This is a genomic window from Streptomyces sp. NPDC053367 (genome assembly GCF_044545925.1).
In the GTDB taxonomy this organism is placed as follows: domain Bacteria; phylum Actinomycetota; class Actinomycetes; order Streptomycetales; family Streptomycetaceae; genus Streptomyces.
This window is the reverse complement of sequence record NZ_JBITYN010000008.1, coordinates 300,273-313,305: the sequence shown is the minus strand read 5'-3', so window position 1 is coordinate 313,305 and position 13,033 is coordinate 300,273. Positions and strand designations below refer to the sequence as shown.

8 protein-coding genes are annotated in these 13,033 nt (G+C 71.3%); 3 read left to right on the top strand and 5 right to left on the bottom strand.

The window, feature by feature from the left end; genetic code table 11:
* Positions 1-24 precede the first annotated feature (24 nt).
* Both mshC and ACIGXJ_RS23790 read left to right on the top strand, forming a co-directional pair.
* The gene (gene mshC, locus ACIGXJ_RS23795; protein WP_399648751.1) at positions 25-1,254 is read left to right on the top strand and encodes a cysteine--1-D-myo-inosityl 2-amino-2-deoxy-alpha-D-glucopyranoside ligase; all 1,230 of its coding nucleotides are present in this window, start codon (positions 25-27) and stop codon (positions 1,252-1,254) included.
* 189 nt (positions 1,255-1,443) lie between these two features.
* Positions 1,444-2,400, top strand: coding sequence for an SMP-30/gluconolactonase/LRE family protein (locus ACIGXJ_RS23790; RefSeq protein ID WP_399648749.1), 957 nt, complete (start codon positions 1,444-1,446; stop codon positions 2,398-2,400).
* Between the two features lie 208 nt (positions 2,401-2,608).
* Here ACIGXJ_RS23790 and ACIGXJ_RS23785 read toward each other — a convergent pair whose 3' ends face one another.
* The 5 genes from ACIGXJ_RS23785 to ACIGXJ_RS23765 all read right to left on the bottom strand — a co-directional run bounded on the left by ACIGXJ_RS23785 (position 2,609) and on the right by ACIGXJ_RS23765 (position 9,050).
* Positions 2,609-3,583 carry a PAC2 family protein gene (locus ACIGXJ_RS23785; protein WP_399648746.1) on the bottom strand — a complete coding sequence of 325 codons (975 nt, stop codon included), beginning with the start codon at positions 3,581-3,583 and terminating at the stop codon, positions 2,609-2,611.
* A gap of 337 nt (positions 3,584-3,920) precedes the next feature.
* Complete coding sequence (locus ACIGXJ_RS23780) at positions 3,921-5,537, bottom strand: FAD-dependent oxidoreductase (protein WP_399648742.1); 1,617 nt, start codon at positions 5,535-5,537, stop codon at positions 3,921-3,923.
* An 8-nt stretch (positions 5,538-5,545) separates the two neighbouring features.
* A complete protein-coding gene (gene glpK, locus ACIGXJ_RS23775) occupies positions 5,546-7,081 on the bottom strand; it encodes a glycerol kinase GlpK (protein WP_399648740.1) in 1,536 nt (511 codons plus the stop codon).
* Between the two features lie 48 nt (positions 7,082-7,129).
* A complete protein-coding gene (locus ACIGXJ_RS23770; protein WP_399648737.1) occupies positions 7,130-7,927 on the bottom strand; it encodes an MIP/aquaporin family protein in 798 nt (265 codons plus the stop codon).
* A gap of 358 nt (positions 7,928-8,285) precedes the next feature.
* Positions 8,286-9,050 carry an IclR family transcriptional regulator gene (locus ACIGXJ_RS23765; protein WP_399648734.1) on the bottom strand — a complete coding sequence of 255 codons (765 nt, stop codon included), beginning with the start codon at positions 9,048-9,050 and terminating at the stop codon, positions 8,286-8,288.
* Positions 9,051-9,416: 366 nt separating this feature from the next.
* Between ACIGXJ_RS23765 and metH the strand changes: the two genes are divergently transcribed.
* A complete protein-coding gene (gene metH, locus ACIGXJ_RS23760) occupies positions 9,417-12,932 on the top strand; it encodes a methionine synthase (protein WP_399648731.1) in 3,516 nt (1,171 codons plus the stop codon).
* The last annotated feature ends 101 nt before the right edge of the window (positions 12,933-13,033 follow it).

The following is a 13,033-nucleotide window of genomic DNA, read 5'->3' as shown; positions in this document are numbered from 1 at the left end:
CTACAGTCCGGTTAGGCTCGACACATGCATGCCTGGCCCGCTTCCGAGGTCCCCGCCCTGCCTGGTCAGGGCCGCGACCTGAGGATCCACGACACCGCGACCGGTGGGCTCGTCACCCTCGAGCCCGGTCCCGTCGCCCGCCTCTACGTCTGCGGCATCACGCCGTACGACGCCACCCACATGGGGCACGCGGCGACCTACAACGCGTTCGACCTCGTCCAGCGCGTCTGGCTGGACACCAAGCGGCAGGTTCACTACGTCCAGAACGTCACCGACGTCGACGACCCGCTCCTGGAGCGGGCCAAGCGTGACGACATCGACTGGGTCGCCCTCGCGGAGAAGGAGACCGCCCTCTTCCGCGAGGACATGACCGCGCTGCGGATGCTCCCGCCGCGGCAGTACATAGGCGCCGTCGAGGCGATACCCGGCATCGTGCCGCTCGTCGAGCGGCTGCGGGACCTGGGCGCCGCCTACGAGCTCGAGGGCGACGTCTACTTCTCCGTCGAGGCCGACCCCCACTTCGGCCGGGTCTCCAACCTCGACGCCGCCGCCATGCGGCTGCTGTCCGCCGAGCGCGGCGGCGACCCCGACCGGCCCGGCAAGAAGAACCCCCTCGACCCGATGCTGTGGATGGCCGCCCGCGAGGGCGAGCCCAGCTGGGACGGCGCCTCCCTCGGCCCCGGCCGTCCCGGCTGGCACATCGAGTGCGTCGCCATCGCCCTCGACCACCTCGGCATGGGCTTCGACGTCCAGGGCGGCGGCTCCGACCTCGCCTTCCCGCACCACGAGATGGGTGCCTCGCACGCCCAGGTGCTCACCGGCGAGTTCCCCATGGCCAAGGCGTACGTCCACGCCGGCATGGTCGCCCTGCACGGCGAGAAGATGTCGAAGTCCAAGGGCAACCTGGTCTTCGTCTCCACGCTGCGCCGCGAGGGCGTCGACCCGGCCGCCATCCGCCTCGCGCTGCTCGCCCACCACTACCGCGCCGACTGGGAGTGGACCGACCAGGTCCTCAGGGACGCCCTGGACCGGCTCGGCCGCTGGCGCGCGGCCGTCTCCCGGCCGGACGGCCCGGCCGCCGAGGCGCTCGTCGACGAGATCCGCGAGGCCCTCGCGAACGACCTCGACGCCCCGGCCGCGCTCGCCGCGGTCGACCGCTGGGTCGCCCGCCAGGAGTCCGAGGGCGGCACCGACATCGGCGCGCCCGGCGTGGCCTCCCGCGCGGTGGACGCGCTGCTGGGCGTGGCGCTGTAGCACGTCCCGCAGGTCCAAGGGCACTTCCTCCTGCCGGGCGCGGGAAGGAAGTGCCCTTGTGCATGGCAGCGTTGCCGAACGGTCATGGCCGCCGGGGCTGTGCGACGGGCCGTCATGTGATGGGGTGAAGCGCGTCCGACGATCACGCGGCCGGCCCCGCGCCGGCCCCTCTCCGGATAAGGACGCACCGTGCACTTCGCCTCACCGACACGCAGACACTTACTGACCGCGACCGCCGCGCTGGGAGCCACCGCGCTGCTCGGCGGCACCGCCCACGCGGCCGCCGGCCCGGCCCGGCACCCCTGGCCCGAGCAGTTCCCGCTGCCCGACGGCTGGCGCCCCGAAGGCATCGCCGTCGGCCCCGGCCCCTACGCGTACTTCGGCTCCCTCGGCCACGCCGACCTGTACCGGGTCCATCTGCCCACCGGCCGCGGCGCCGTCGTACGCACCGGACTCGACGCCACGCACCCCACCGTCGGCCTCAAGAGCGACCGCTACGGCCGGCTGTTCCTGGCCGGCGGCCCCAGCGGCGAGCTGCGCACGGTCGACGCCCGCACCGGACAGGTGGAACGCGTCGTCCAGGTGGGCGGCACGTTCGTGAACGACGTGATCCTCACCCCCGGCGCCGCCTGGTTCACCGACTCCTTCACCGACGCCCTCTACCGGCTCGAACGGGGTGCGCGGGGCGAGCCCGGCGAGGCGCGGACCGTACGGCTCGGCGGGGACTGGGTACAGGGCGACGACTTCACCGCCAACGGCATCGAGCGGACCCCCGACGGCAGCGCCCTGCTCGTGGTGAACGCCTTCGCCGGCGGCGGCACCCTGATGCGCGTCGACCCGCGCACCGGCATCGCCCGCGCGGTCGACCTCGGCGGCGCGCTGCTGCCCAACGGCGACGGCCTGCTGCTGCTCGGCCGCACCCTCTACGTCGTCCAGCAGTGGCAGAACGCCGTCGACGTCTTCCACCTGGACGCCGCGGGCACCCGCGGCTCCCTGGTCACCCGCATCGAGGACCCCGCCCGCTTCCGCATCCCCACGACGGCCGCGGCCTGGGGCGACCGCCTCTATCTGCCCAACGCCCGCTTCGACGTCGACCCGCCCACCCCGGACACCGACTACGACGTGGTCGCCGTGCGCCGGATGTGACACGACGAAGCCGGGTGTGGCACGACGAAGCCGTTGTGGCACGAAGAAGCCGCGTGTGGCACGACGAAGCCGGGTGTGGCACGACGAAGCCGTTGTGGCACGAAGAAGCCGGGTGTGGCACGACGAAGCCGTTGTGACACGAAGAAGCCGGGTGTGACACAGCAAAAGAGGGGCGGCGCGACACGCACCGCCCCTCTTCGCCCAGTCCTCAGTCCTCCGACGCGTCCCCGTCGTCGGTGCCCGGCTTGGGCGGCTTCGGCGGCCGGTTCCGGTCCCCGCCGGAGCTGTCCCGCCGGTACGGGGAGCCCTCGCCGTCCGTGGCGTGCCCGCCCGCCGTGCCGCCGCCGTCCCGGCGCCGCAGATACCGCTCGAACTCCCGGGCGATCGCCTCGCCCGACGCCTCCGGCAGCTCCGCGGTGTCCCGGGCCTCCTCCAGCGTCTGCACGTACTCGGCGACCTCGCTGTCCTCGGCGGCCAGCTGGTCCACGCCGACCTGCCAGGCGCGCGCGTCCTCGGGCAGCTCGCCCAGCGGGATGCGTACGTCGATCAGGTCCTCCAGGCGGTTCAGCAGCGCCAGCGTCGCCTTGGGGTTGGGCGGCTGCGACACGTAGTGCGGTACGGCCGCCCACAGCGACACCGCCGGGACCCCCGCGTGCGTGCACGCCTCCTGCAGGACGCCGACGATGCCCGTCGGGCCCTCGTACTTGGTCTCCTCCAGGCCCATCCGGCGGGCCAGGTCCGGGTCGGACGTGGTCCCGCTGATCGGCACCGGGCGGGTGTGCGGGGTGTCGCCCAGCAGGGCGCCCAGGACGACCACCAGCTCCACACCCAGCTCGTGCGCGAAACCGAGCAGTTCGTTGCAGAACGACCGCCAGCGCATGGACGGTTCGATACCGCGCACCAGCACCAGATCGCGCGGCTTGTCACCGCCGACCCGCACGACGGACAGTCTCGTCGTCGGCCAGGTGATCTTGCGCACGCCGTTGTCCATGAACACGGTGGGGCGGTTCACCTGGAAGTCGTAGTAGTCCTCGGCGTCCAGCGCCGCGAACACCTCGCCCTTCCACTCCCGCTCCAGATGCGCGACCGCGGTGGAGGCGGCGTCGCCGGCATCGTTCCAGCCCTCGAACGCGGCCACCATGACCGGGTCGATCAGCTCGGGAACCCCCTCGAGCTCGATCACCCAGTGCCTCCTTCCGACGTGCCCTCGCTTGACGTCCCAACCTTACGGCGTTCGGCGGGAACGTCCGCAGCCCCCTTGCACGGGGGAGTGAACGGATCACTGCCCCGTTCGCCACCCCGGAACACCCCGGAGCACCTCCGAACGCCCAGGGCCCGCCGAATCGCCCGCGATCACCCGCCGCCGTACCCCAACACCCGTGACGGGGCCGCCGAGTTCGCCGTGCGCGCGGGCATGCGAGAGGGGCGGCTCCTGTGCGGGGAGCCGCCCCTCTCACGGCGTAGGACCGTCCGGCCGTCGTTCCTGTCGGCCCTACGTGCCGCCGAGCGGGCCCGGGACCCTACTTCCCGTCGAGCAGGTCCTGGACCTTGCCGCGCACCTCGTCCGTGGCCAGGCCGCGGATCGTGAGGGTGGTGCGGCGGCGCAGGACGTCGTCCGCGGTCTCGGCCCACTCGTGGTCACGCGCCCACACGACCTGGGCCCAGATCTCCGGGGCGTCCGGGTGGACGCGCTCGGCGAGCTCGGGGTCGTCGTTGGCCAGCCGGGCGATGTCGAAGGCCAGGGAGCCGTAGTGGGTGGCCAGGTGCCTGGCGGTGTCCGCCGCCATGCGCGGGCCGGGCGCCGGACCGTCGACCAGCAGGCGGTGGGCGACCGCGCGCGGGTTGGCGACACCCGGCAGCGGCAGCTTCTTCGGCAGCGAGGAGATCGGCTCGAAGTCCTCGCCGAGCGGCGCGCCCGGCAGCTCCTGGAGCTTCTGCATCACCGTACGGCCGATGTGGCGGAAGGTGGTCCACTTGCCGCCCGCGACGGACAGCATGCCGCCCTTGCCCTCGGTCACCACGGTCTCGCGCTTGGCCTTCGCGGTGTCGCCCGGGCCGCCCGGCAGCACCCGCAGGCCGGCGAACGCGTAGGTGATCAGATCGCGGTCGAGCTGCTGGTCGCGGATGGAGAACGCGGCCTCGTCGAGGATCTGGGCTATGTCCTTGTCGTTGACCGAGACCTCGCCCGGGTCGCCCTCGTACTCCTCGTCGGTCGTGCCGAGCAGCAGCATGTCCTCCCAGGGGAGGGCGAAGGTGATGCGGTACTTGTCGATCGGGGTGGCGAGCGCGGCCTTCCAGGGGGAGGTGCGCTTCAGGACCAGATGCGCGCCCTTCGACAGGCGGATCGACGGCGCGGCACTCGGGTCCTCCATGCGGCGCAGGTGATCGACCCAGGGGCCGGTCGCGTTCAGCACGAGACGGGCGCCGACGCCGAACTCGTCACCGGAGAGCCGGTCGCGCAGCTCGGCACCGGTGACCCGGCCCTTGGTGAAGCGCAGGCCGGTGACCTCGGCGTGGTTGAGGACGACCGCGCCCGCCTGGACGGCCGCGCGGACCGTCATCAGCGCCATGCGCGCGTCGTTCATCTGGTCGTCGCCGTACACGGCGACGGCCTTGAGGTTCTCGGTGCGCAGCTCGGGCACGTCCTGCGCCGCCTTGGCGGGGGAGAGCAGGTGGCCGACGCCGTCACCGAACGCGGAGAGCGCGGAGTAGGCGAAGACGCCCGCCCCGAGCTTCGCCGCGCCGTGCGGCCCGCCCTTGTACACGGGGAGGTAGAAGGTGAGCGGGTTCGCCAGGTGGGGGGCCACCTGGCGGGAGACCGCACGGCGCTCGAAGTGGTTCTCCGCCACCAGCTTCACCGCGCCGGTCTGCAGGTAGCGCAGGCCGCCGTGGAGCAGCTTGGAGGAGGCGGAGGAGGTGGCGCCGGCGAAGTCGCCGGCGTCGACCAGAGCCACCCTGAGGCCGGACTGCGCGGCGTGCCAGGCGGTGGAGATGCCCAGGATGCCGCCGCCGATGACGAGAAGGTCGTACGACGCCTTGGAGAGCTGCTCCCGGGTCTCGGCGCGGCTCGGGTTCGAGCCGGACGCCGGGTGCGTGCCCAGGGCAGGGACGGACTGCAGGGTGGACTGCGTGGTCATGGGGTTTCTTACTCCTCGTCCTCGAGCCAGCCCATGGTCCGCTCCACGGCCTTGAGCCAGCTCTTGTACTCACGGTCGCGGGTCTCCGCGTCCATGCGGGGGGTCCACTCGGCGGCCCGGCGCCAGTTGGCGCGCAGGTCGTCGGTGCTGGTCCAGAAGCCGACGGCGAGACCGGCGGCGTAGGCGGCGCCGAGGCAGGTGGTCTCGGCGACCATCGGGCGCACCACGGGGGCGTCCAGGAAGTCCGAGAGGGTCTGCATCAGCAGGTTGTTGGAGGTCATGCCGCCGTCGACCTTGAGGGCCGACAGCTCGACGCCGGAGTCCTTGGTCATGGCGTCGGTGATCTCGCGGGTCTGCCAGGCCGTGGCCTCCAGCACCGCGCGCGCCAGGTGCGCCTTGGTGACGTACCGGGTCAGGCCGGCGATGACACCGCGGGCGTCGGAGCGCCAGTAGGGGGCGAACAGGCCGGAGAAGGCCGGCACGAAGTAGGCGCCGCCGTTGTCCTCGACCGAGAGCGCCAGCGTCTCGATCTCGGCCGCGGTGGAGATGAGGCCCATCTGGTCGCGCATCCACTGCACCAGCGAACCGGTGACGGCGATCGAGCCCTCCAGGGCGTAGACCGGCTGCTCGTCGCCGATCCGGTAGCCGACCGTGGTCAGCAGGCCCGAGTAGGAGTTGATGATCTTCTCGCCGGTGTTCATCAGCATGAACGTGCCGGTGCCGTACGTGGACTTGGCCTCGCCCTCGGAGAAGCAGGTCTGGCCGAACAGGGCCGCCTGCTGGTCGCCGAGCGCGGAGGCGACCGGGATGCCGCCGAGCAGGTCGCCGAGCTTGCCGCCGGTGACCTCGCCGTAGACCTCGGCGGAGGAGCGGATCTCGGGCAGCATCGCCAGCGGCACGCCGATGGACTCGGCGATCTTGTCGTCCCACTCCAGCGTGTGGAGGTTCATCAGCATGGTGCGGGAGGCGTTGGTGACGTCGGTGTAGTGCTTGCCGCCGTCGACGCCGCCGGTCAGGTTCCAGATGACCCAGGTGTCCATGGTGCCGAAGAGGATGTCCCCGGCCTCGGCGCGCTCGCGCAGCCCCTCGACGTTGTCGAGCAGCCAGCGGGCCTTGGGGCCGGCGAAGTAGGAGGCCAGCGGCAGGCCGGTCTCGCGGCGGAAGCGGTCCTGGCCGACGTTGCGGCCGAGCTCCTTGCACAGGGCGTCGGTGCGGGTGTCCTGCCAGACGATGGCGTTGTGGACGGGCTCACCGGTGTTCTTGTCCCACAGCACGGTGGTCTCGCGCTGGTTGGTGATGCCGATGGCCTTGATGTCGTCACGGGTGATGCCGGCCTTCTGGACGGCCCCGGCGACGACCTCCTGGACGTTGGTCCAGATCTCGTTGGCGTCGTGCTCGACCCAGCCCGGCTTGGGGAAGATCTGCTCGTGCTCCTTCTGGTCGACGGAGACGATACGGCCGTCCCGGTCGAAGACGATGCAGCGCGAGGAGGTCGTGCCCTGGTCGATGGCGGCGATGAAGGGTCCGGCGTGAGCGTCGGTCACTGTGTGCTCCTGGAAGTCCTTGGGATACGGCGTGGGCTGATGCCTTGCTTAGACGAACGCGACCTTGTAGATACCCGCGGCGATCGCCGCGCCGATCAGCGGACCCACGACGGGGATCCAGGCGTAGCCCCAGTCGGAGCCGCCCTTGTTCGGCAGGGGCAGAAGGGCGTGGACGATCCGCGGGCCGAGGTCACGGGCCGGGTTGATGGCGTAGCCGGTCGGACCGCCGAGCGAGAGGCCGATGCCGACGACCACCAGGGCGGTGATCAGCGCGCCCAGGGTGCCCAGGCCGTTGCCGTTGTCGTTCAGGCCCTGCGTGAGGACGGCGAGCACCAGCACGATCGTGCCGAGGATCTCGGTGGCGAGGTTCTGCACCGCGTTCCGGATCTCCGGGCCGGTGGAGAAGACACCCAGGACCGGGCCGGCGCCCTTCTCCCGGGCCTCGATCGCCTTGGCCGCCGCCGTGTCCTGCGCGCCCGGACCGCCGACGATCTCCTTGTCGGTCAGGTGGGCGTGGAACTGGCCGTAGTAGGCGACCCAGACCAGGGCCGCACCGATCATGGCGCCGAGCACCTGGCCGCCCCAGTAGGTGGCGACGTTGCTCCAGTCGTTGTCCTTGATCGCGAGTGCGAGCGTGACCGCCGGGTTGAGGTGGGCGCCGGACAGCGGCGCCGAGGTGTAGACCGCCGTCAGCACGGCGAAACCCCACCCGAAGGTGATGGCGAGCCAGCCGGCGTTGCGGGCCTTGGAGGCCTTCAGCGTCACGGCGGCGCAGACGCCACCGCCGAGCAGGATGAGTATGGCGGTACCGATGGTCTCGCCGATGAAGATGTCGGAGCTGGACACCCGCGACTCCTTTGTCCTTCGTCCAGGGGAAGCAGACCCCGAGTCCCTTCGGGGGTGCTGCGCCCTCGGGGGTGAGAGCTTGCCGGTCCCTTGGCGTTGTCACACTCTAACGCGTATTGCCGGTAGGTGTTCGACAATGCCGACCGATGGACGGGAGTCTTGCTTCGGGCCGACATGCCCGTCAAGAGTTCTGTTATCGAAAGCACGATCGTTATTGATCGACTCGGCTTATCGCCGTTGCGTCCACGCCTGTACACCTGTGGGCGTTATGCCCACCTTCCATCGGATTTCAGGGTAGGCCGAAGGCCGGAACGCCGTCCTGGCGTCCCGGCCCGGTGAGACTCGTCCTGCGGGCTGCTCAGAAGCGTCCGGCGCCCAGGTCCCGCGACACCGCGCGGGCGCAGTCGCGCACGGCCGCGATCAGCTCCGGGCGCACCTCTCCGTCACGCCCCAGCCGCTCCACGGCACCCGTGATGCCCACGGCACCCACCGGCATGCGCCGGCGGTCGTGGATCGGCGCAGCGATGGACGCCACGCCCTCCCAGGTCTCCTCCACGTCCGCCGCGTAGCCACGCGCGCGCGTGATGTCGAGGATGTGCTCGAAGGCGTCCAGCTCGCACACCGTGCGGTCCGTGAACGCCTTGCGGTCCGCCTCGACCGCCTCGCTGTGCGCCACCGGGTCGTAGGCCGACAGCACCTTGCCCAGTGCCGTGGAGTGCAGCGGCTGCATGGCCCCGATCTCCAGCACTTGACGGCTGTCGTCCGGGCGGAAGACGTGGTGCACGATCAGCACGCCCTGCTGGTGCAGCACCCCCAGGTACACGCTCTCGCCGCTGGAGCGGGCCAGGTCGTCCGTCCACACCAGGGCCCGCGCGCGCAACTCGTGCACATCCAGGTAGGTGGTGCCCAGGCGCAGCAGCTCCGCGCCCAGCTGGTAGCGGCCCGAGGCCTCGTCCTGCTCGACGAACCCCTCCTGCTGCAGGGTGCGCAGGATGCCGTGCGCGGTGCCCTTGGCGAGGCCCAGCGAGGAGGCGATGTCCGACAGGCCCAGCCGTCGCTCGCCGCCCGCGAGCAGGCGCAGCATCGCCGCCGCCCGCTCCAGCGACTGGATGTTCCGTGCCATCGCCGTCCTGCCTCCGTCCCCTTCGACTGTCGAGCCGTGGCATCGTGCCGCTGTTCGACGCGATCCACTGTTCGGCAATGTCGAACACTACCGGTCGATGCCGACCCCGCGCTAATGGTCGGTCGCCTTTCGGTCGCCTTTCGGCCGCCGCTCGTTCGCCACATCATGGGTCACATGCCGCCAGGCAGGGACCGCCCGGCCCTTCGTCCGGGTGGTGGACGCCCCTGAACACAGTCACGGCGTCCCGGCTACCCTGACGGCGTGCGCCCTCTCGGGGAAGCCCCTCGCGGGCTTCACCGCTAAGACCTGCAAGGCCTGGTCCTAGGGGCGCAAAGCCGACAGCCGTCGCACCCGAGGGAGCCCTTCATGGCCTCTGTGCCGCCGACCCCTTCCGCCGACAGCCGGACCCGCGCGTCCGCGCTCCGCCAGGCGCTCGCCACCCGTGTGGTGGTCGCCGACGGAGCCATGGGCACGATGCTCCAGGCCCAGGACCCGTCCCTGGAGGACTTCCAGCAGCTCGAAGGCTGCAACGAGGTCCTCAACGTCACCCGCCCCGACATCGTGGCCTCCGTCCACGAGGCGTACTTCGACGCCGGCGTGGACTGCGTGGAGACCAACACCTTCGGCGCCAACCTCAGCGCCCTCGGCGAGTACGACATCGCCGACCGCGTCGCCGAGCTGTCCGAGGCCGGTGCCCGCATCGCCCGCGAGACCGCCGACGCCTGCACCGCCCGCGACGGCCGGCAGCGCTGGGTCCTCGGCTCCATGGGCCCGGGCACCAAGCTGCCCACCCTGGGCCACACCACCTTCACCGCGATCCGCGACGCCTACCAGCAGAACGCCGAGGGCCTCCTCGCCGGCGGCGCCGACGCCCTGCTGGTGGAGACCACCCAGGACCTGCTCCAGACCAAGGCCTCCGTCATCGCCGCCCGCCGCGCGATGGAGACCGCCGGATACGACGTACCGCTGATCGTGTCGGTCACGGTGGAGACCACCGGCACCATGCTGCTCGGCTCCGAGATCGGCGCCGCCCTGACGGCCCTGGAGCCGCTCGGCATCGACATGATCGGCCTGAACTGCGCCACCGGCCCCGCCGAGATGAGCGAGCACCTGCGCTACCTCGCCCGGCACGCGCGCATCCCGCTGTCCTGCATGCCCAACGCCGGCCTGCCCGTCCTCACCGCCGACGGCGCCCACTACCCGCTGACCGCGCCGGAGCTCGCCGACGCGCAGGAGAACTTCGTCCGCGACTACGGCCTGTCCCTGGTCGGCGGCTGCTGCGGCACCACGCCCGAGCACCTGCGCCAGGTCGTCGAACGGGTCCGCGAGCTCGCCCCCGCCGAGCGCAGCCCCCGCCCCGAGCCCGGCGCCGCCTCCCTCTACCAGACCGTGCCCTTCCGCCAGGACACCTCCTACCTGGCCATCGGCGAGCGCACCAACGCCAACGGCTCCAAGAAGTTCCGCGAGGCCATGCTGGAGGGCCGCTGGGACGACTGCGTCGAGATGGCCCGCGAGCAGATCCGCGAGGGCGCGCACATGCTCGACCTGTGCGTCGACTACGTCGGCCGGGACGGCGTCGCCGACATGGAGCAGCTCGCCGGCCGCTTCGCCACCGCCTCCACGCTGCCGATCGTGCTGGACTCCACCGAGGTCGACGTCATCGAGGCGGGCCTGCAGAAGCTCGGCGGCCGCGCGGTGATCAACTCCGTGAACTACGAGGACGGCGACGGCCCCGAGTCCCGCTTCGCCCGTGTCACCCGCCTCGCGCAGGAGCACGGCGCCGCCCTGATCGCGCTCACCATCGACGAGGAGGGCCAGGCCCGCACCGCCGAGAAGAAGGTCGAGATCGCCGAACGGCTCATCGCCGACCTCACCGGCAACTACGGCATCCGCGAGGAGGACATCCTCGTCGACTGTCTGACCTTCACCATCTGCACCGGCCAGGAGGAGTCCCGGCGCGACGGCATCGCCACCATCGAGGGCATCCGCGAGCTCAAGCGCCGCCACCCGGACGTGCAGACCACCCTCGGCCTGTCCAACATCTCCTTCGGCCTCAACCCGGCCGCCCGCATCCTGCTGAACTCCGTCTTCCTCGACGAGTGCGTCAAGGCCGGCCTGGACTCGGCGATCGTGCACGCCTCCAAGATCCTGCCGATCGCCCGCTTCGACGAGGAGCAGGTCCGCACCGCCCTCGACCTGATCTACGACCGCCGCAGCGAGGGCTACGACCCGCTGCAGAAGCTCATGCAGCTCTTCGAGGGCGCCACCGCCAAGTCCCTGAAGGCCGGCAAGGCCGAGGAGCTGGCCGCGCTGCCGCTGGAGGAGCGCCTCAAGCGGCGCATCATCGACGGCGAGAAGAACGGCCTGGAGGCCGACCTCGACGCGGCCCTGGAGACCCGTCCGGCCCTGGACATCGTCAACGACACCCTCCTCGACGGCATGAAGGTCGTCGGCGAGCTGTTCGGCTCCGGCCAGATGCAGCTGCCGTTCGTGCTGCAGTCGGCCGAGGTGATGAAGACGGCCGTCGCCCACCTCGAACCCCACATGGAGAAGACCGACGAGGCGGGCAAGGGCACCATCGTGCTGGCCACCGTCCGCGGCGACGTCCACGACATCGGCAAGAACCTCGTCGACATCATCCTGTCCAACAACGGCTACAACGTCGTCAACCTCGGCATCAAGCAGCCGGTCTCCGCGATCCTGGACGCCGCCGAGGAGCACCGCGCCGACGTGATCGGCATGTCAGGTCTCCTGGTGAAGTCCACCGTGATCATGAAGGAGAACCTGGAGGAGCTCAACGCCCGCGGCCTCGCGGCGGACTACCCCGTCATCCTCGGCGGCGCCGCCCTCACCCGCGCCTACGTCGAGCAGGACCTGCACGAGATCTACGAGGGCGAAGTCCGCTACGCCCGCGACGCGTTCGAGGGCCTGCGCCTGATGGACGCCCTCATCGGCGTCAAGCGCGGTGTCCCCGGGGCCAAGCTGCCCGAACTCAAGCAGCGCCGCGTGCGGGCGGCCGCCACCGCCGTGGTGGAGGAGCGCCCGGAGGAGGGCCACGTCCGCTCCGACGTGGCCACCGACAACCCGGTGCCCACCCCGCCGTTCTTCGGCACCCGCGTCGTCAAGGGCATCCAGCTCAAGGAGTACGCCTCCTGGCTCGACGAGGGCGCCCTGTTCAAGGGCCAGTGGGGCCTGAAGCAGGCCCGCACCGGCGAGGGACCGACGTACGAGGAGCTCGTCGAGAGCGAGGGACGCCCGCGGCTGCGCGGCCTGCTGGACCGGCTGCAGACCGAGAACCTCCTCGAAGCGGCCGTCGTCTACGGCTACTTCCCGTGCGTGTCCAAGGACGACGACCTGATCATCCTGGACGAACAGGGCAACGAGCGCACCCGCTTCACCTTCCCCCGCCAGCGCCGCGGCCGCCGCCTGTGTCTGGCCGACTTCTTCCGCCCGGAGGAGTCCGGCGAGACGGACGTGGTCGGACTCCAGGTCGTCACCGTCGGTTCCCGCATCGGCGAGGAGACCGCCCGCCTCTTCGAGTCCAACTCCTACCGCGACTACCTCGAACTGCACGGCCTGTCCGTGCAGTTGGCCGAGGCGCTCGCCGAGTACTGGCACGCGCGCGTGCGTTCAGAGCTCGGCTTCGCGGGGGAGGACCCCGCCGAGATCGAGGGCATGTTCGAGCTGAAGTACCGCGGCGCCCGCTTCTCCCTCGGCTACGGCGCCTGCCCGGACCTGGAGGACCGCGCCAAGATCGCCGACCTGCTCGAGCCGGAGCGCATCGGCGTGAAGCTGTCCGAGGAGTTCCAGCTGCATCCCGAGCAGTCCACGGACGCGATCGTGATCCACCACCCGGAGGCGAAGTACTTCAACGCCCGCTGAGGGCCGCAGCCCGGCCGTGCGGGCACACCGCGGGGCACGCCACAGCCGCCCCCGGCGTATCTGCGGTGTGCCCGCGCCCACGCCGTTCAAACGAGGCGCGT

What these genes read in the sequence shown, in the direction of transcription:
- ACIGXJ_RS23780 (WP_399648742.1), bottom strand. Translation starts at nt 5,537, where the DNA reads ATGACCACGCAGTCCACCCTGCAGTCCGTCCCTGCCCTGGGCACGCAC.
- metH (WP_399648731.1), top strand. Translation starts at nt 9,417, where the DNA reads ATGGCCTCTGTGCCGCCGACCCCTTCCGCCGACAGCCGGACCCGCGCG.
- ACIGXJ_RS23765 (WP_399648734.1), bottom strand. Translation starts at nt 9,050, where the DNA reads ATGGCACGGAACATCCAGTCGCTGGAGCGGGCGGCGGCGATGCTGCGC.
- mshC (WP_399648751.1), top strand. Translation starts at nt 25, where the DNA reads ATGCATGCCTGGCCCGCTTCCGAGGTCCCCGCCCTGCCTGGTCAGGGC.